Annotated in this window: 18 protein-coding genes; 2 read left to right on the top strand and 16 right to left on the bottom strand. The window is 45.9% G+C overall.

The features are described from left to right. Positions 1-39: 39 nt before the first annotated feature. The 3 genes from LK436_RS11695 to LK436_RS11705 form a co-directional block, all read right to left on the bottom strand. Complete coding sequence (locus LK436_RS11695; RefSeq protein WP_008395900.1) at positions 40-1065, bottom strand: DnaB-like helicase C-terminal domain-containing protein; 1026 nt, start codon at positions 1063-1065, stop codon at positions 40-42. A gap of 486 nt (positions 1066-1551) precedes the next feature. Continuing rightward, positions 1552-2490: a hypothetical protein gene (locus LK436_RS11700; RefSeq protein WP_008395902.1), complete on the bottom strand. Its 939-nt coding sequence runs from the start codon at positions 2488-2490 to the stop codon at positions 1552-1554. A 165-nt stretch (positions 2491-2655) separates the two neighbouring features. Then, positions 2656-3120 carry a hypothetical protein gene (locus LK436_RS11705; RefSeq protein ID WP_008395903.1) on the bottom strand — a complete coding sequence of 155 codons (465 nt, stop codon included), beginning with the start codon at positions 3118-3120 and terminating at the stop codon, positions 2656-2658. A gap of 146 nt (positions 3121-3266) precedes the next feature. On the opposite strand from LK436_RS11705, the gene LK436_RS11710 reads away from it, so the two are divergent. Beyond that, on the top strand, positions 3267-3584 hold the full coding sequence (locus tag LK436_RS11710; RefSeq protein ID WP_008395904.1) for a helix-turn-helix domain-containing protein: 318 nt from the start codon (positions 3267-3269) through the stop codon (positions 3582-3584). A 172-nt stretch (positions 3585-3756) separates the two neighbouring features. Here the strand turns inward: LK436_RS11710 and LK436_RS11715 are convergent, their stop codons facing one another. Genes LK436_RS11715 through dcm form a run of 6 tightly spaced genes read right to left on the bottom strand, consistent with a single transcriptional unit; the run spans position 3757 to position 16023 of the window. Then, positions 3757-4224: a very short patch repair endonuclease gene (locus LK436_RS11715; RefSeq protein ID WP_008395905.1), complete on the bottom strand. Its 468-nt coding sequence runs from the start codon at positions 4222-4224 to the stop codon at positions 3757-3759. Between the two features lie 21 nt (positions 4225-4245). Further along, positions 4246-5946 carry an NERD domain-containing protein gene (locus tag LK436_RS11720; RefSeq protein ID WP_008395906.1) on the bottom strand — a complete coding sequence of 567 codons (1701 nt, stop codon included), beginning with the start codon at positions 5944-5946 and terminating at the stop codon, positions 4246-4248. Between the two features lies 1 nt (position 5947). Continuing rightward, positions 5948-8290 (bottom strand): DUF1998 domain-containing protein, encoded by a 2343-nt coding sequence (drmB, locus tag LK436_RS11725; RefSeq protein WP_008395907.1) that lies wholly within the window; start codon positions 8288-8290, stop codon positions 5948-5950. Positions 8291-8292: 2 nt separating this feature from the next. Further along, positions 8293-11991, bottom strand: coding sequence for a helicase-related protein (locus LK436_RS11730; protein ID WP_008395908.1), 3699 nt, complete (start codon positions 11989-11991; stop codon positions 8293-8295). Further along, the gene (locus LK436_RS11735; protein ID WP_008395910.1) at positions 11991-14585 is read right to left on the bottom strand and encodes a DrmE family protein; all 2595 of its coding nucleotides are present in this window, start codon (positions 14583-14585) and stop codon (positions 11991-11993) included. Before LK436_RS11735 ends, LK436_RS11730 begins: the two co-directional genes overlap by 1 nt. 22 nt (positions 14586-14607) lie before the next feature. Next, a complete protein-coding gene (dcm, locus tag LK436_RS11740) occupies positions 14608-16023 on the bottom strand; it encodes a DNA (cytosine-5-)-methyltransferase (RefSeq protein WP_198006625.1) in 1416 nt (471 codons plus the stop codon). Between the two features lie 328 nt (positions 16024-16351). On the opposite strand from dcm, the gene LK436_RS11745 reads away from it, so the two are divergent. Next, on the top strand, positions 16352-16582 hold the full coding sequence (locus tag LK436_RS11745; protein ID WP_008395913.1) for an antitoxin: 231 nt from the start codon (positions 16352-16354) through the stop codon (positions 16580-16582). Here the strand turns inward: LK436_RS11745 and LK436_RS11750 are convergent. From LK436_RS11750 to LK436_RS11780, 7 genes are all read right to left on the bottom strand, one after another. After that, positions 16556-16753: a hypothetical protein gene (locus tag LK436_RS11750; RefSeq protein WP_166460512.1), complete on the bottom strand. Its 198-nt coding sequence runs from the start codon at positions 16751-16753 to the stop codon at positions 16556-16558. The genes LK436_RS11745 and LK436_RS11750 overlap by 27 nt on opposite strands. Before the next feature lie 138 nt (positions 16754-16891). After that, positions 16892-17203, bottom strand: a complete 312-nt coding sequence (locus LK436_RS11755; protein ID WP_008395915.1) for a DUF503 domain-containing protein — start codon at positions 17201-17203, stop codon at positions 16892-16894. 182 nt (positions 17204-17385) lie between these two features. Next, positions 17386-17610: a hypothetical protein gene (locus tag LK436_RS11760; RefSeq protein WP_147594781.1), complete on the bottom strand. Its 225-nt coding sequence runs from the start codon at positions 17608-17610 to the stop codon at positions 17386-17388. Next, positions 17582-17785, bottom strand: coding sequence for a hypothetical protein (locus LK436_RS11765; protein ID WP_008395920.1), 204 nt, complete (start codon positions 17783-17785; stop codon positions 17582-17584). The genes LK436_RS11760 and LK436_RS11765 overlap by 29 nt, the downstream gene beginning before the upstream one ends. Positions 17786-17795: 10 nt before the next feature. Continuing rightward, positions 17796-17954 carry a hypothetical protein gene (locus LK436_RS11770; protein ID WP_227910048.1) on the bottom strand — a complete coding sequence of 53 codons (159 nt, stop codon included), beginning with the start codon at positions 17952-17954 and terminating at the stop codon, positions 17796-17798. A gap of 26 nt (positions 17955-17980) precedes the next feature. Further along, positions 17981-18184 (bottom strand): antitoxin HicB, encoded by a 204-nt coding sequence (locus LK436_RS11775; protein WP_227910049.1) that lies wholly within the window; start codon positions 18182-18184, stop codon positions 17981-17983. Between the two features lie 490 nt (positions 18185-18674). After that, complete coding sequence (locus LK436_RS11780; RefSeq protein ID WP_008395924.1) at positions 18675-19919, bottom strand: NAD(P)/FAD-dependent oxidoreductase; 1245 nt, start codon at positions 19917-19919, stop codon at positions 18675-18677. Positions 19920-19937 lie beyond the last annotated feature (18 nt).

The following is a 19937-nucleotide window of genomic DNA, read 5'->3' on the forward strand; positions in this document are numbered from 1 at the left end:
TATTAAAATCTCCGATTAGATGACAGCGATCCACGGCACTTAAACTTCCAGTATCCCGTCATCCTGCGCTTGTCTTTTGGAGCCTTTGGGCTGCTTTCCGCTCCGCGCAGACGGAAGTTCCTCAAAACAGCTGTAAGCGGGATAGAACCTGTAAGGGATGCGGATCCCGACAGCCCCGTATCTCTGTTTCAGTACGCAGACCTCCAGTTCCCGCGGGTTCTGCCCCTGTGCCTGAAAAACATCAAAGTCCCTGGCCCCGACACCCCTGTACTGCATCCCCAGCACGGTATCGCAGGAATATTCAATGCTCCCGGTATCCTTATACGATCGGAGGGATACCGGCTGGTCGTAGCTTTCCCGGTTGAGGCTGCTGATCAGGACAACCGGCAGTTTCCTGGAATCACTCAGGGACTTAAGCACACGTAGGCTTTCATCCACTGCCTGCTTGTCGGTAAGGCTGCCCTTTCCTTCCGGCGCGGCAAGGATCTGCAGGTAGTCCACGATGACCACCGGGATAACCCCAAATGCGGATATGTATTTTTCCACATACTGTGCGATGTCCTCCGCGGTCCATGCCTTGGCCCCGCATTCTTCCACCGTGATGGTACGGCTGCGCTTTTCCACTTTCCCGGCGGCTTCTTCCACGGCCATCCATTCGCGGCCCGTAAGCTTTATAACGGCCGTGCGGCTTCTCAGCTCGCCGGATGTCTTTAACAGACCTGCGGATGTTTCATGCCAGTCCATGTAAAGCTGCCTGCTGACAGCCTTTGCCGCCAGATCCACGGGCTTCATTTCCAGGGAAATCACAATCACATGGGTCCCCTCTGCTGCCATTTGTTCCGCCATCTGCATCACATAGGTTGATTTTCCCAAGGACGGGACCGCGCCAAGACAGTGAAGTCCGGCAGTCAGTCCGCCGCCAAGGCACCTGTCCAGTTCCGCGTATCCGGTCGGGCGGCAGGCTTCAAATACGGCGTCATCCGCCTTCCCAATCAGCGCCGCCGCATTGGACAGACGCTTCCGCGTATTCCGTTCGCGGAAAACAGTTAAGTCATCGTTAGTCATATGGTCATCTCCTTCTTACATTTTATCAAAACGGCCGTCGTGCCTTCCAATGCGTCCGGCTTAGGAGGCGTCAGGGGCGTGGATGCAACACGCACCCGCCTCCGTATCGGAACCCCATGGTTTTACTTCGTTTAATAAACGGTTGGCGGCCATTATCCTTCACGTCGGATAATACGCCAGACCGGCAGACACGGCAGCGCACCGCATTTACGGTCCAGACTGTCCATCACCTTACGCCTTCGCTAGTACAGCCGCCGGGGCACAAGGGACAAGGCGCAGGCGGGCTCCCGTGCCCGGACGGAGCCGCAGGCCCTGCAGTTACCTACAGTTACCTACTGGTAACTACATCCCAAAAACCGGCACCCGGAAAACCCTTATTTTATCAGCAAAATCGACCCAATACGGCATTTATGGGAATCACCACTTTTCGGTGGTCCAATCACCACTTTTCGGTGGTTCAATCATCACTTTTCGGTGGTCCAATCATCACTTTTCGGTGGTCTCCCCCAGCAGGATCTCCACCCCCGTAATGGTATTTCCCTCCCTGGTTTCTGAATATCCCGCAATGTAACCGGCCTGCCGGAAGGCATCCAGTATCTGTTTGACCACCTTATGTACTTTGGCCCGTTTGTTGAGCCAGGAGGATCTTGATGCAAAATCTTCCTCCCTGTACCCCAGTTCGGCAAACATTCCCTTTTCACGCTGGGCTTTCCTGTCATACCACTCATAACGGATACGGCGGCTGTAGACTGTGGCTTTTTCCTTTTTCATCCGGGCAATCCGCTTCAGCAGATACCGCTTCAGGATAACATTCTCATCCGTATCCGGCAGGAACCCTCCCGTGGAAGCCAACAGCTCGATCGGGACACTAATCATCTGCTTTATTCTTTCGGCATATGCATAAAGTGCGGGCAATTCCAGCAGCCTGTACCCTTCCACAACCGTCTGATTGCCGGACTGTATTTCCACGCTTGATACCGGCAGGAAATAGCTCCGGTACTTTGCTGTTTCATTCTTTTCGATTAATTTTCTGGCCCTCAGCTCATTCGTACAGTCAATCGTAATCAGGATAAGCCGCAGTTTCTCCACGCTTTCCTTCAGCCTGGCGATTTTTTGTGCCGTAATGTCCTGGTCCATGTTGCCGGACATGACCCGGATGACGGTCTGCAGTGAAAATGTCTGGTATCCGCTTTTATACAGCGTATAGAACGCATCCATGACAGCCATATCATACGGAGAAATATCATTGCATGACAGCTGTATGTTTTTATCCTGACACAGATTGACCAAGGTTACGACCTTCCGGCTGGGAAGGGTGGAAACCCGGATCATCTGTTTTTCCGCCATCCCCTTGTTAACGGTCAGCATATTCGCCACTTTACAGTTATTCATGCATTCCTTTTTAACTTTTATCGATCCGCCCATGTTATCCCTCCTCACGATTAATCCTTCTACCTATAATTGTGGGCGCGATAAGGCCAAAATTGGTTTTTTCTTTCAAAAAAATAAAAAAGCAGACGAAATTAGTCGCTTCGCCTGCTCTATTTGTCCTGTATTTCTTGTTTTCTTGTTTTATGACTGGTGTACAGCTTAAATTACCATTTCGTCAAAAAGGTCAAATCGTAAATCGAGTTCGAACGCCTCCCCTTTCGGCCGGATCAGCACGTCATCCGCCATTCTCAGCAACAGCAGCAACTCCTCTTTTCCGGCGTTCCTGGTCGGCTCTCCAAACAGTATCAACCCGGTCACCATCTTAATAGAGCCATGCTCCTCATTGCTTTCCACGACAATGTCCGCATCAATTTTTCCAGCCAACTCCAATCCTATAATGGACAATTCCTTAAAGTATTCTGTCTTCTCTGGATTACTGACTTTTTTGCATCGCCGCCGTTCCAATTCCATTCGATCCATCAGTTTCTTCCAGCCAATCGAATTTTCCTGCTTCTCAGCCTGGCGCTCTTCCTCAGTCATCGCCTCACGTTCTTTCCGAACCTCTGCTTCTGCCTCATCAAATTCACGTTTTGATGCCGTGTAATAATGCCTCTCTATCCTCACACTGCTTTCCTCCCCTGTATCTGTTTGATTCCATCATATAGTCCATTATATCTTGTACAATCAGATACATCAAGAAAAATATATACTATACCAAGATATAATAGGTCAGTATGTAGGGTACAATCATACAGAGGATGGTATCGCATATGTATGAAGATTTATTTTACAAACGGCTGGCAGAATTGAGAGCGAATAAAGGCGTATCAGCACGGGACATGAGCCTGTCCATCGGGCAGAGTGCCGGTTACATTAATGCGCTCGAAAATCGGAACGGCTTCCCGTCCATGCAGGTTTTCTTTTATATCTGCGAATACCTTGGCGTCACTCCTGCGGAATTTTTTGAGGAAGGAAACCGGTATCCCGGTGAGTACCAGGAAATTCTGGCGGACTTGAAGCATCTCGATCAGGCCAGCCTTCAGAATGTGAAGGCAATCGTTAAGGGACTGGCGCATAAGGATAAATAGGTTCTTCAATCCCGTGCTCCCTGCGGGGTGGGGACTTATCACTCAAACCACTAATTGTTAATCAGTCCGCTGAAAATCGGAGGATTAACATATGTTCAACGGCCATATTAACAGAAACTTCTTACCCATATATAAACTATAACTGCACTTTCACTGCCTTTCTCTTTTACAATTATTTCTCTTCTTCCGGCCAATATTCCGGCACTGAATTCTGTGCAATCATGTTATCAAATATCACTTCCTCCACTACTTTTACGCATTCATCCGTATTTTTTATAATATCCTTTCCCCAAAATCTTATAACCGTCCATCCGAGAAACAGCAGCTGTTTATTGACCTCATCATCACGTTCTCTGTTTCTGGAAATTTTTTTTATCCAAAATTCTCCGTTCTTTCCATGCTCCAGCTGTGGTTTCAGGATCTCCCAATCTTTTCCGTGAAAGAACTCACTGTCACAAAATATTGCAATTTTCTGTTTCGTAAGGACAATATCAGGCTTTCCCGGCAAGGCTTCATAGTTTTTTCTGTATCTGTACCCTTTGTGCCAAAGCGCCTTTCGAAGGGCTATTTCAATTTTTGTGTTTTTCGAGCGGATACGGCGCATGTTTTCACTGCGTTCAACACTTACGTTACTTTTCATCTTCCGTCCATTTCCTCCGAATCAATGATGCAGAATAGCGGTACAGTTAAGAAGTGAAGCAAATTCTCTCATGGGTCTTCTGAATTCCCTTTGTCCCACTGCGTTTTTCATAAAACGGCTACATGCAGCATTATCCATATCCGTCACCACTTCAAGACGCAAACGGGCTCTGGATGCGCCTACATAAAAAAGAAGAGTGTTCTTCAAAACTGTTTGCTCCGTAAAATCCACCAGTATTACGGCATCTGCTTCAAGCCCCTTGAATTTTCTACAAGTTGTAAAACGGCAACCTCCATACGTTCCGAAGGCCGCATAGTTTCCCATGAAGCTGTCCCTTTCCGTTTCAAGCGTCAAAATTACAATGTTCTCAATCCCGGCTTCCTTCAATTCATCTATTATGCCATCCACAATTTTTATTTGCGGAACTGAAGCCGCACAGAAATGCAACCTGGGAATTTTCCCTGCAATACTGTTAAGAAAAAGCGTATTAATATCCTGCCGGATCAAACTCATGGACGTCCTGCATACATTCTCCGTATTCCGGCAGTTGCGATGCAAGGTCAACTTACAGTCCGCTTCCCTGATAAACTCTGGAATTTTATCGGCTTGAACTGTCTGGAGCCTGTCGTAGAATACATAAAATGAAGAATCATGATCCGATACAGCCATAACAGCATCATGAAGCAGTCGAAGAATTCCCGTCTCTTCAATGGCATCCCTACCAAAATCCTGTCCCTCGTCCACAATAACATGTTTATACGGAAAGCTTCCGAAAGCGGCATAATCCTTCAGTTTTTTTTCGGCCATTCCATAATCGGCACTGGCCGTTCCGCAAAGTCTGCACACATAACCGTCCAGAGTCATGAAATCGATCATGCAATGTCCATAGCAGGAGATCAGATGTTTTTTAAGTTCTGCGTTGTAGCAAAGAAAAAGGACATGTCCGCCTGCAGCGGCATGACGACGTGCCTTTTCCACCGCAATAAGGGTCTTTCCCGTTCCAGCGGCTCCGTTAATGACGGCCGTCCTCTGTTCGGAAAGAAAATTAAGAATGCCCGCCTGTTCATTCAGCATCCTGTAAAAGGCCCTGTGTTTCAAATCCGTATCAAAATTGGCGGAAGGAAATACATTGAATTCAGGGCATAATATTTCCATGATAAGCCTTTCAGACTCATTTTCAGTTAAATTGGTAATAATCCCTGATCGGACATTCAATGAAAACAGTGCCTCTATATAGGGAAGCGGATTATCAAGCGCTTCGGCACCAAACACAATTGCACGGTCACCCTCCGGCGGCATGGGAATGGAGTCTATCTGCTCTGCTGAAAGTGACGGCAGCCATACTCCGTGCAAAAACTTTATGCGATCCGCAAGATAGCGGAGCCGACTGTTCCCGATAAGCTCAATCAGCTTCCATTTATTTGAAGCCGCCTGATTAAACGGACCACCGTTATGCATTGGCTCACCGTTTCCATAGAACCACCGTCCGCCATGATACGTGACGGCTCCCGCTTTTGCTTCCAGGCAAAGAACTCCCTGCTTCCTGTGAAAAATTACAAAATCCGTCTCACTTTCATAAACGGTCCCATCTTTTATCCTGGTAATTCTGAAAGAATGAAAAACCGTGTATTCATCCGGAAGCCTTTTAAGAGCTTCAAACATCACATCCTCCAGACTTCCGGGATGAAATCTGTTCGGTTTTTCGGGAATCATTACCGCCATTTCATTTCATCCCCTTAATAATCTTCTCCGCTTTCTCCGTATATCCGTCAGGACCATAAATGCATTTCATTCCGGCTGCAGACGCAGCATCCCTCCCCGGCTCCTGACCGTAAGAAAAATACAAAATTTTCTGTTCAGGCCAACAGTAATCACACTCCCATTCAGTTGCGTTTCCTGACAGGGTAAATTTCACATCGCGAAACGGCATTTCTCTTCCTCTGAGCAGACCATTCTCGGTAAGCCGCCTGCTAAATTCACGCTCTCCGTCCGTTTCCGCAAACTGGAAAATATCCGAAAGAACGGAAGACCAGTCCTCTTCCCTCATATCCGTTCCCGCTACCATGATAAGGCTCCCGAATTCCGGATTATTTTCCTCCATCCTTTTATCTGACAAATTGCCCTCACATGCTTTCCAGCCCGCATTTTCATAAAGCTGTTCCCGGAAAAAACCAAGTTTCCTGTTCTCATACGTTCCCACAATAACTCCCCTGTCAAGGAACACATTGAATTCCTCGCAGCAGGTTTCCGGTAAAAGTCCGCAGGAATAACATGCGGAAAGATTCAGAGAATCCCTTCCCTGTCCGCTGCTGAGCAGACAAATCGGATCATTGGAACATGTGACGGCGGATTCCACTGCTTTTTTATATATCCGCGGAAACGTGTCATACCTTCCCTGCCGTACAAGGCCTCCAAGTGTTCCCTCCGAATCCCCGCTGGCAGTATAAATCAAAATCCCGGCCATTTCTTTTCCCTCAGACGCCTCTCCGCAATAAATTCGTTCCTTCAGCGAGGATATATTGTACCCGCATTCAAAACTTAACTGCTTGATAAGCAAATGAGACATTGTGTGCAGCAAGAGGAATTTTCCGGTAATTCTCCTTGGATGCTGACTTCCAAGAAAAGAATTATTATAGTTTTCCTGAAGAATCCGCACACGCTTTTCCAGGGCTGTATTTCCACTGCGCCACGCATTTATCACGTCATTATCAAATTCAATGAAAATACCCTCACCGTACACGTTATACCCCGGATACCATTCCGTCTCTTTCTCTTTTGCGGAAACAAACCTGTCGGATTTTGTTCCTATCATTGATGCGGGGAATGGCTCCATTCTTGAAAATCCCAACAGCACCTGAACTTCCCGTATTTTTTCTATAAGGGAGATCTCCTTTACAAATGGGATGTCATATCGGGCAATATCCGTCGGCACGCGCTTAAAGTCATCATATTTCGTGCCCTCCACGGATGCTCTCCCGGAAAGCGCGTCAAATTCGGCCGCGCGGTATTCAATGCTTCCCGTATCATAGTTAACCGCATTGTCCGGAAGCAGGCGGCGTTCAAGAATTTCTTTTACCTGTCCTTTCTCGCAGCCAATATTGTCGGCTATCTTTTTTGAGTAGTCTTCAACACTTGACAAAATGTTCTCTTCCATCACCTCAGTGGGTATTCCCCTCATGGTCCTTATCGTTTTTATTGCATTTCTGAATTCATCGTACAGCCTGCTATCCTCGATTTTTCGATTAATTATATTTGAAAACGGTGGAATCACAAGGGAACTCGCGGTTACCGGGAAATATACCGATGAGCTTCCCCTCTGAAGCACCTTTGGATACAAGCCGCAGTCTTTATCCCTTACCCCTTTCCACGGATGTCCTCCGTCACACGTAAAATTGTATTTTCCAGGATACTTTTTATCCAGTTTTTCGAATTCCCCTTCATTAAATGCACCGTTCAGGGTTGTTGCGGCACCGCAGGTTCTGCACCTTAAACTGAGGCCTTCCAGGCCTTCCGAAGCTACGGGACTGGTTTTAAACTCCAGGCAGGGATTCTCACAGACATCCTTAGCCCCGCCGAAATTTTTGGCATGTGTCCATTTTACCCACGGAAAATCATTTATATGTCCATGCTCGCAAACCGTAATGATTCTTGCCACCACCAGCTCCACATGATCCCTCGGGCATCTCAGCCTGCGGCTCATATCGGGATTGTTAACTTTATCCCTTTCCTTCGTCTGACTGTTATACTCCGCAATCCATTTCGAAAGCGGTTGAAATCGGCGGCATTTCGGGCAAAAATACCATTCGGGAAAACGGGCATATGAAATTCCGTCACGATTCTTGCCTCCGGCCGGCATCCCAAAATACCGCACTCCGAGGGATTTTTCCAGACGTTCATCGTGAATTGGGATAACCTCATCCTCCCAGTATTCCGGTGCCGCGGTCATCAAAGTCTGTGACGGAAAATCCACCATCGCGCCAACGCCGTACTGCAGTACCGCCTGTGCGGCACGTACCGAGTGCGATGTTGAATTAAGCCTGATTTTTTCAATTGACCTTACGTCCATGCTTATTTTCCCTCCTTCCAATTAATAACGCTGCCCGGAACCATGACATCGACGTTTCTCATGGAAGTCATTGTCTCAAATGCCGGATCATCACGGAATGTTCCGAATGTCTTCATCAGGCGTTGTCCCGGACCATCGGGGCCTTTCAACATAAATTTCTTTCCGTAACAAAAACCTTCTTCTGCCTCCTGAGCAAGTTCCTCCCATTTTTTCAGGATTTCCTTCATTTCCGAACGTATCGCTTCGGAATCATCCTCCATGTATGGATTTATCCTCCGATTGATGTCCGCACAGCGTTCCGCAATAAAATCACAGATTTTGTTGACGGTTTCGCCGTATTCCTCACACCGGAATTTGACCGCATCGTTTTCCCCGCACAATAACTTTTCGGAAAGCCTTATGTATGCAATCAGTACGGCATGAAGGGCTCTCTTCCTTGACGGTCCCGAAAACGGGGTCGCCCCCGTCGGTTCCACATGCCGATAAAAGGATTCGTGATAGGAACGAAACTGTTCATAATGTGACCGATCCCTGCTCTTCCCCCCGTCATACATGACAAATGCCACACCGGGATATTCGCGTCCCACGCGGCTGGATGCCTGAATGTACTCACTCGTAAGTTTTGGCTGTCCGACAATCAGCATTACGTTCAGCCGGGCCACATCTATTCCGACTGAAATCATGTTCGTTGCAAGAAGAACATTGCATGGATACGGCGGCATACGTTTTTTTATGCGCTCCGTCGAATAACATACCTTTTCCAGCTTGTCCAGAGTATGATTCAACTGCGTTGTGGTCACACGGCTTGTCAACTCATCGGCCGTTCCAATGCTTCTTACCTCTGCACTGGAGCGGAGGCGATAACACATTCTCTTCATGAAGTCCTTAACGTCATCATCCACCATCGTTGCGGCTTTTCCAAGATCCTTAAGACTGTTGTAATAGGCAGTCAACGTCCAGAATTTATCTCTAACCTCATCCGGCAGATCCATGTCCTTTGCTTTTTGGAGCATTGCCGCCATGGCCCTGATTTCCATCATGGCCTTTGTCTTTCCCGAAGGCATAAGTCCGACGTATTTTCTCCCGAACACCTCATGCCCGTAATCAATTTTGGATTCCCTGGCAAAAAATGAATCCTCCGCATCAAGCGCCGGAGCCGGAAACTGGCTGACATCCCGGTCGTACAGAGCCGCGCATTGCTCAACCGCATGCCTGATCGTTGCAGTCGATGCCACGATTTTCGTGACATTTCCTTTCCGGCGGCAAAGGGCGTCTACGGCGCTCTCGTAAAGTCCCACCATTGTTCCCAAGGGTCCGGATATAAGATGCAGCTCGTCCTGTATGATAAGCTCTGGAGCCCTGTTGTCATTTCCAAGCGCAAAGAAATTCCCGATCCTTTCATTCCAAGGAAGCATGGCAAACTTATCAACGGTTCCAAAAAGCAGCGTCGGCGGATCCCTGTAAAGTTCATCATCCACAACCTGAACCGGGAGTCCAGCTCCGAATTGGCAGCTCTGTCTCGTGCAGAAAAGCTCAAATCTGTTTCCACCACGCATTCTGTAACCGAATTCGCCCCGGATTTTCCCCTTTGAATCCGTTTCCCTTACCATCCTCGTCCCACACCATGGACATTTCAGAACCTGAAACTTATTATGAGTCTCCTTGGCATATCCCAGGCTGTTCTCCGTCGCGGAAGTTAATTTTTCCAAATGTATTTTTGCCTTTTTCGACTCATTCGGCGTATGATCCCCGCCGATCCAAAGTCCTATTGTAATCGGTGTCTTTCCCAGCGTATATACCGGGTAACGCGGATTTTTCGCACAGCAATCCTTTCTGATTACTTCACATGCACAGATCAGTGTTGAAGCCCTGGTAAACTGCTGAGCGGCAAGAAGTCTGAGCGTATATCTCATAATGACCGATGTTCCGGCACTCTCCTTCGGATAACGCAGACGTCTGTAAAAAATTGTCATTGCAGTAAGACCGAGATATGCTTCCGTCTTTCCTCCTCCGGTAGGAAACCATATCAGATCCACCACGGATCTGTCCCTTGATTCCTCGCTGGTAACCGATGCAACATCAAGGAGCATAAATGCAAGCTGAAACGGTCTCCATGCATACCTGTCTTCCGGGAATTCCGTATCTGCAGTTCGGTAATCCAAGCTTTTCAGTACACCGGACAATTCCTTCTCATCCGGGAAGGTTGACGGCCATTTTCTCTGTATGACAAGCTGAACCCTCTGCATAAACATTGCCCGGTTTGCCAGCTGAAATGCGCTCCATGCCCTGTCGTTGCTCTCAAGTATGGCAACTCCGTTCCGCATCCTTTCGCATGCAGCACGACATCCTTCAAGATTTCTCTCTGCCACCGCCTTAAATCGATTCTCCAGATTTCCTATGCGCTTGCAAAGTCCGTCAATCCATGCTGAATAGGAGCTCACAAGACTTGTTAAATCTCTTATTTTCAGTTCTTTGCCGGTATCGTCAAGATCGGAAAGATACTTCATGGACAGTGTTCTCTTGTCAACCCCGCAGTTTTCAGGGAGATTAAAGTCCATTGACGGCACCTCCGCCTCCGGGAAAAAGTCATTTCTGATGACCCCCTCTCCCTTTTCGTTAATATTCCAATTTACGGCCGTCCCAAGACCGGTTCCGTACACATGTTTGTTTCTGTATTGCAGTTCCAGGGACTTTTCTTCCTCATCAAGAATATTAAAGTCGGCAGTTCCGGCATATTCAATAAATTTAAACTTATTGTCGGATGTGTCAATCTTAAGTTCCGGCTGAAATACGCAGTTCTCACCCGTGGCATATCCCGTTCTCTTGTTTACCAGCATGATCGTAAGGGATGTACTTCCGTTCTCCATTTCCCTCCGAAGGGCGGTAATGCCTACCAGATCCGAATCCAGATTTTCCGCACATTCCACATAATCAGAGTTTCCAAACCGGATAACAACATCATGATATTCGTGCGGCTCCCTGACATGTCCTCTTTTCAGTTGATCCGCAAGTTTATACATATTATCGATGATATGATCGTCATCCGTGTCCAAAAGATCCCGTTCCTTCAGTTTTCTTACTTCTCCCCGGTTAAACCCCCTGCACATTTTCAGACACTTTTCAGAATTATCATAAACAATGTATGATGATATCTCTTCGGGTACGGCCCAACCGTCCGGCCGTGCAAGAACAAATGGAATCCTGCAGTCCGTCAGCCGCGCTTTCCTGTATGTACCATATTTAACGGACATTCGTACAGCATCCGTGTCGCCCTTAACAAAAAAGGAAATTCCAAAGGAAGACGGCATGTTTTGGGCCGCAAGGCTTACTTCCTCATCCAGATTGTCCTCCGAATCGGGGTCATCATCCGCATCATCACTTTTGTCCTGTTTTTCCGTTATGTCCGCTTTTCTTTCAACATTGTCTTCCGGTTCTGCCACGGTTTCCTCGTCACTCATTTCAAAATCATCTGCTGCTTCATCCTCCTCGGAATCGCGGTCAACATCCCCGTTATCCGCTTTTACCCTGTTTCCCTGGGGAAAGAGTATTCCTATGGAATATCTTTTTTCCGGAGAGGTGGTTATCAGTTCATGTTCCGCATCCGGAACGGAAACCTCGGAACCGGGACCCAGCAGTTCATTTCTTACCAGGGAGATAAATTCATCCCTTGCGCCAAGCATCTCACTTTTAACACTCATCATTAAATTCCTCCCTCAAGATCCAGCGGTCTGTTTGTCATATACGCCGGCACCGTTTTATCCAGCTTTACAATACTCTCAATTCGAAGAATTACTGCAAGCGTGTCCAACCTTTCCTGAACTTCCGGAGGAATCAAAGTTCCCGTCACGTTTTCTCCCTCCAGTCTCCTAATAATGGCTGTACCGAGTTCCTTTAAAATACTCTTACGAACCTTTCTTATGTATTTGCATGCTTCAAAATATTCCGAAGCATGGTCAAACATTTCCGTGTCGTCAGTCAAAAGAGCGATCTGTTCCAGATTTTCGGGCTTCTGCGGTCCTACCGTATGGATATCTTCGTTAAGCCAATTTTTTATGGTGCCTGGCTGAACGGCGGTACCATTTGCAATCATTTCTTCCGCGATCCGCTGTGGAGTTTTTCCCGTCCGTTCCATGTACGCAGAAAGATCATTTTTCCATCGCTTGGACATCTCATAATTTTTTTCCGTTTTTCCCCCCGTTACGTCCGAACGGATTATCTCATTCAGTATGTAATCCACTATATCCTTTGTGTTATTATCCCTGTTCATAAATACCATGCTGTCTCCCGGACGTAGGGCGTCAATTTCCTTTTGAACCACTTCATCCTTTTCCTCATTCAATACGTATGCCTTGTAATATTGCGTAAGCATGGCACCTTCCCCGTCTTCAAATCTCACCAGCTTTGAAACATCTGCCGACGGAGCAGATGAATCCCCATTTTCCCGATGAACCATGGCTTCAAACTTTATTCGGATAACCTCTTCGGTATATCCAATAATTTCTTCGTCAGACCGGTTAACCTCTTCCTCTTCGCACATCAGTTTCTCATCCGCCGAGTCTTCTTCTGCCATCTCTTCGGAAAGGCTCTGTCTTGCATTAAAAAGTTTGTCCTTTCCCAATCCCCTTCTTTTTCTTGCCCGGAAAACCGCAGCTTCCGGTTCATAAAGAAGAACCGTTATTTCCGCCGCAGCCGTACAGCAAAACACGTCAAAATGCCTTCCTGTGATATTCCCGACAAGCAGAATACCGTCATATGTACGGCTCCCGTCAAATCGATTTACGGAAACAACCTCAATTCCGGAATAATCCCTGTCAAAATCGCTTAGGACATATTTCCAAATCATGTCCGCATAATACGCCTTCGGGACAATAATCGCCAGTTTTTTTCTTCTTCGCGTTTTGACATACTGCCTTACACGGTCCATCTTCGGAGAACCGTCGCTCCTGACATAATACATGTTTGTCAGGATTTCCATCATCTTCTTTCCGACATTCCTGAGATTATCCGGTAAAAGCTCAATCTTTCTTTCCAATTCCTCCAGTCTGTCCGCAGGATCATCAACCGCTATTTTTCCGTCATGAATCTCCTTTTCAAGTTCATTGATCGAAAACGGTGCCGTCATGAAAAGTTTCATCAGTGACCACGCCGGAATGACTATATCCGCCTTCTCGCTTTCATCCAGCTCATCCTGTCTGATCAGACGAACGGCAAATTTAAAATCCCTGTAATCCTGCCAGCTTATTTCGCCCGGAAGAATTTCTGTCCTTATTTCCCGATCAATAATCGCCCCCGTCTGCCGCTCCAGTTCCACCGTAAATTCATTCCTGTTTCTTGGCGGAAGCGTGTTTTCCAAAAGAAAGTCCTTCGTACACGCAAAAACTCCCGCTTCCCGGTAAGCAGAAACAAGTTCTTCCCCTTTTGAAAAATCCATCCCGCCAATCAAAAAAGCAAAATCCAGGCTTTCCCTGTTCATAACCTGCGGAATTTCCGTGATCCCGCGCTCTATCAAATCGTTCCCGCACACCATTATTCCAAGATGGCTGTTTCCTTCCGTCTCGTATGTCATATTCAGTCCGACGGAAACACTGGATGTGAATTTAAGCATTGCCTCGTTTTTCCCGATATTGCCCCCATAATGATATTCTTTTTCCTCTGTAAAGTAGGAAGCCGTCACGAGATCCAAAATTTTAATTTTTTTACTTCCGGAACAGATCTCTAAACCCTTCATGTACCGCCCCGCTCTGTGACGGTCCATGACAATGATAATGGAGGCATCAGTGATTCCCGGTATGTCCTTTCTGTCACATTCCAGTATTTCGGCAAGAAACTCTTCTCTCGCCCCATTTCCCGAACGGATTCCGCGGCCGTCATATCGATTGGAACTTCCCTGATAGGGCATAATCGCCGCCCAGCTTTTTCTTCCGATTTTTTTAATGCTTGAACCGCCCTGCCCGATAACCGCCCATTCCTTTCCTTCACTATCCGTTTCAATCCCGCGAAATTCACCGCGTTTTCTTTCGTAAAGAACGGGACTTCCAGGCGAAAGAGAACGAACAATCCCATCCACATCGGTACCGTTACCCCAAATGACCGCAAAGGCCGCCCATACAATGGCTGCCGCATCAAAACATGGTGATCCCACATGCAGAATAATACTGCCCCTGTTCTCCCCTTTCCCAGCTTCCCCGGACAAAAATGCTAAAAAGGATTGGAGAATGAGTTCTTTGGAAATAATCTGATTTTCCAAATATATATCACACTTTTTTAGACTTCTGTTCAGATCTTCTACATTCATTACATTCTCCACCTCCTTCTTATTAGACGTTCACCGCAAAATGATTTTTCTTGTTTTCCAGTTCATATCCACGTTTTTCTCTCCTGATACAGCCAGCCTGCTTAAGCCTGTGAAGAAAATTATATGCTGTCATCTGTGATACTCCGAGAATATTGCTTATGTCCTGCGCACAGAATTCATTTGAAACGCCCAATTCTGACACTATCCTGCAACATTTTTCAATTGTTTGAGGTCTGAGATTTTCTTTTAATGTTTCCTGAAGTTCCAGACACATTTTCAGCTGAGGTCCGGGAATCTCATATCGTCTCTTCTCATCTTCCGAAAAGGCAGCAGTCATAACAACTATGCATTTCTTAATAAACAGAGCCATTTCTTCTATAAGAGGTATCGAAACGGAATTGCCAAACTGTTTGAATTTTTGCTGATTCGACATGTTTTCTGGAAAGGAAAATCCCTCATTTCCATTTTCATCAAGAAAAGCATAGCCGATAAATCCCTGCAGTCTTCCCCATTCCGCAGGCGTCATTGTTCGGATATATTTTTCGTTGATCGGAGATTTTTTCCCTTTTACATCCATCCCCGCATATTTTTTTCCGTTGATCGGATCATAAATCAGATTTCTTTCTTTTCCAGATCCTCCAGTGGCAAGAATCGTGCTTGCAATCGGGCACTCAATTTCCGTAGCATTGGCTATCCTACATCCGAAACCGTTCCCGTTTCTCTTCTGCCTTGCTTTATGCTCTTCCAGTGTTTTCAATAAGCCTGATGACAGAAAGAATCTTTCTGATACGTCAACGTCAAGTATATCCCTTACAGACTTAAATATCACTTTTTCACTTTTTTCCGGCGTTCTTTCCGGAATGAGTTTCAAATGTTCTCCAAAATAATTTCTGCTGAATGCCACAATATATACCCTTGGTCGGTTTTGAGGAAGACCAAAGTTTCTCGTATTACGTATAAATGAGGATTTATCGTATGACAGTGTTCCGTCTGTTTTCCGTTTTACTCCGATCACATGATAATTTAGTTCATTCTCTAATGTATTGATTATTATTCGAAATGTTCTTCCTTCATCGTGGCTGACCAAATTCTCAACATTCTCCAAGAAAATGGCCTTGGGCATTGTCTGCTCGATAATCCTGGCAATATGAAAAAAAATAGTTCCCTTTGTTATATCTTTAAATCCTTCACGTAAACCTATTTTACTGAACGGTTGACAAGGAAATCCTGCCAAAAGTACATCATAATCTGTTCTGCAGACAAGTTTCCGGAACTCGTCATTTGTAACATCGTTCCGTGCGTCATCACCAAACAGGTGTTCATAAGTCTGACAGGCATATTTATCTATTTCCGCAGAGAGGACATTCTCAAAGTCCCCGGCCAGTTCAAATCCTCGCCGTATTCCTCCGATTCCGCTGCACAAATCTATTGTACGCATTTTATACAGTTCCTCCATTCTGTACATTGTTCGACCGGTTATGTCGATTAAGTACATTTATATACTCTGTATATGTAGATTATGGACCTGATTTGGTAATTATTGGTCACACATCATAATTTTTTAATATTATAGCATAATAATCCTCAAAAAGGCGATTATACTCCATTATCTTTCCAATTTATTGTTTTGAGGAACAAATTAAATCCTGCTTCAATAAAGTCTTAAGGTCAAACTATTTACAAATTTTGAATTTCTGTCCCGGAATCCTTACTTGAAATAATCGTTGAAATAGCATATATTATTTAGTAACAAGAGGTGATGTTTGATGCTAACAGCAAAATTATTTGAAAACGAAGGAAGTCAAGCAGTTCAATTACCGCAGAGTTGTCGATTTACTGGCAGTGAGGTATTTGTGAGCAAAATCGGCGACATTGTAGTCTTGACTCCCCAAAATAGTCATTGGGTTGGATTTCTCACCAGCCTAAACATGTTTACGGATGATTATATGGGAAACGGGCGAATGCCAATATTATGTCAAGAGCGTGAAGAGCTTTGAAACATCTCCAAGAGCAAAGTTAATCAATCCCAATATTTCCTCTGTTGATTCCATCTCTGGTGCCCTTGCAGGAAGAGTCCCTGCAAATCTTGACCGGCATTCTGTGAGAGAAGAAAGGCTTTCTAAATATACGATTGCTGATTGATGCAAATATTTCTTGGATGTACTCATACACAAGGACAAGTTCCTTAATCCGGAGAAACCGTCCTCTTACCATCCCGGCTCTTTCCATAAAATACAGAAAAAATCCCCCGAAAGACCAATATCTCCCGGAGGATTTCACCCTGTTTATCCACATATTTACTTTTCCTATCTGATCTCCCGCTCCACGGAAACAATCTCTGCCTCCGTACTGTTCTCTACAAAGGCCAGGATATCATCCATCATACTGTCCGCCTGAGCGGCATGAGCCACTATGCCCGCCACGCCGATCACAAGCGTCTGGTGGATGTCCTGCTCACCCGTTTCGGCCGCAGATACAGCATACCGGCTTCTTATCTTTCCCAGCAGACTTTTTACCACCATTCGCTTTTCCTTTAATGAATGAACCCACGGTGCGTAAAGCCTGAGTTCCATCACGGCAACTTTCAAGTTATCCCCTTCCTTAATATATGGCTTCATAAAGACCCGGATTTTCTATCTGTTCCTCGGTTTCTGATGCGCTGCATGATTTTTGGTTTTTTAACTTTGTTTCTATATGGAAATTTTCTGTCCTTCCACTTTTCCAGTTCTTCACCGAGATCCCCAAAACAATATTCATGCGACATAATAACTTCCAACGGCGATTTACAGTCTGTCATAGTTTACGTCCTCTCTTCTTCAAAATCAGGATCCACCGTCAATATGATCTTGCTTCGTCCTGCCAACACTTCTTGACTGTACTGGAAGGGAATAATATCCTTCAGTGCTTCTTCTGTCGAGATACTTTTTACAATATGGCTCTGAACCTTTGTTATGTTTAGTTCCCTCAAATATCTTTTTGATTTGATACCAATGGTATTACCGCACTTCTTTTCCAACTGATTCACCCCAAGCATATTCTCCGTCAAGATTTAAGTTTTCTCCGAATTCAGCTGACCGTTCCTCCAGGGTCTTATGACCAAACGCTTTTGTGAGTATAATCGCATCCTTCAGTTCTTCTTCCGCCGCAACAGCTCTGACTATACGTTTCTGAATCTTATCCATAATCAACCAATTTCTCATAATAGCTCCTTTACTCTTTCTGTTTCGAGAAAAAAGCAAGAATTTCTAGTGTTATGTCTTCTGGTTTTAAATTACGTTCTTTAACATACTGTGCATATCCCCGTAAATCAAATTGCAGCGGCTCATGTTTTTCATATGGATTGTAATCTTGCATATATTCATCTACCACCTTCTGTCTGCTATAACCCCTTAATGTCATTTAATGATACAGCTCCTTTTTACCTCTTCCACGCGCGTTTTCAGATAGTCATCTACCGCAGCGTGAAAGTCATTAAGAAGTTCTTTCTCATTTGCTCCTTCATAAGAGATCAAGGATCGGACTCCCATAACCTTACCGTAAAAAATCCCGTCTTCTTCTGAAAACTCAACGCTGCCTACATATCCTTTATACTGAATCATATTCCCCACCTTATAATCTGCCTTCATCCTTTATCCGATCTTATCTGCGGCTGCCTCCTTGAGATAGTCTTTATTATACACCCACAAAATATTTTTGTGTTGAACCTGCAATTCACTTTAAACGGATTTTTTCCGTAAAAAGGACCAGACCATTCACAAACTGCGAACAGCCCGGCCCTTTATACCTAAAACATAGTTCCGATATAAATGTAAAAATTTTTTCGTGCCAGATTGCTATAATTCCTTTTCCTTTTTTGGAGCGCTTAATTCCCTTGTAAATGTAAAAAAATCACGATTCTGATTCCGATATAAATGTAAAAAATCCTTTTGGCATCAGACTCTCATAATTCCTTTACAAATGTACATTTTTCTCTTGGAATCCTTATTTTATAAGGCTTTCCAAAACCGGTAGTTCCGATATAAATGTAAAAAAATTCAGCTTTCCGACTCGCATCATTCCCTTTAAATGTCTTAAATTCCCTTATAAATGTCAATCAACATCCTGCCCAACACTCTCCCCCGCCAGATGTCCCGTAGACCACGCAATCTGAAGATTAAATCCTCCCGTCACAGCGTCCAGATCCAGAACCTCCCCTGCAAAGTAGAGTCCCTTTACCTTCTTCGACTCCATGGTGGAGGGATTGATCTCCTTCACCTGGACGCCTCCCTGGGTGATAATGGCCTCGCCAAATCCCCGAAGCCCGTTTAAGGTCAGGGTAAAGCCCTTAACAGAGGCTGTCAGGCGTCTCCTCTCTTCCCTGGTGATCTCGTTGACCGGCTTCTCCGGGGCAATGCCGCTTCGCTCGATGATCACGGGTATCATCTTGGAGGGCAGAAGGCGGTTCAGGGAATTTTTGAACTGTTTATTCTTCGCCTCTTCAAAATCCCTGAGGATGCGGGCGTCGAGCTGCTCCTCGGAGAGGGCCGGCTTCAGATCGATGGTCAGTGTCAGGTTCCCTTTTTTCAGCTCCTTTGCCGCATAGCTGCTGGCGCTTAAAAGCACAGGGCCGCTGACACCGAAATGGGTAAACAGCATCTCCCCAAAATCCCGGTAAATCTCCTTTTTCCCTCTCTTTACAGAGATCCCGATATTTTTGAGAGCCAGCCCCTGCAAATCCTTCACCACATCCTCCTCTGTGGTAAAGGGAACCAGCGCCGGCGAAAGCTCTGTCACCGCGTGCCCCGCTTCCCTGGCGAACCGGTAGCCGTCACCGTCAGAACCAGTTGTCGGATAAGACATGCCGCCGGTGGCCACTATCACCGCATCAGCATAAACTTTTTTCTTCTGGCGCTCTAAAACGACTCCCCGGCAGACGCCGTCCTCAATTAAAAGCTCCTTTACCGGCTCCTTCAGGCAGATCTCCACATCCAGATCCTTTAAGATTTTCGTCAGCGCGCGGATAATATCTGAGGCCTTGTCCGACTGGGGAAACACCCGGCCGCCCCTCTCTGTCTTCAGATGACAGCCTGCCCCTTCCACAAGGGCCATCATATCCTGATTCGTAAATCCATAAAAAGCGCTGTACAAAAAACGACGGTTGGTCACCACACTGTCAAACAGCGTTTCCATATCGCAGTCGTTTGTCACATTGCAGCGCCCCTTGCCTGTGATATAAATTTTTTTCCCGAGCTTCTCATTTTTCTCATAGATGACAGGGCGGCAGCCGTTTTGCGCCGCTGCTGCCGCTGCCATCATTCCGGCGGCTCCTCCGCCGATTACAATTACATGCTTCATCCTGTGTCTGCTTCCCGC

Origin of the sequence: Clostridium sp. M62/1, assembly GCF_020736365.1 — a bacterium.
Classification (GTDB): domain Bacteria; phylum Bacillota; class Clostridia; order Lachnospirales; family Lachnospiraceae; genus Otoolea; species Otoolea saccharolyticum_A.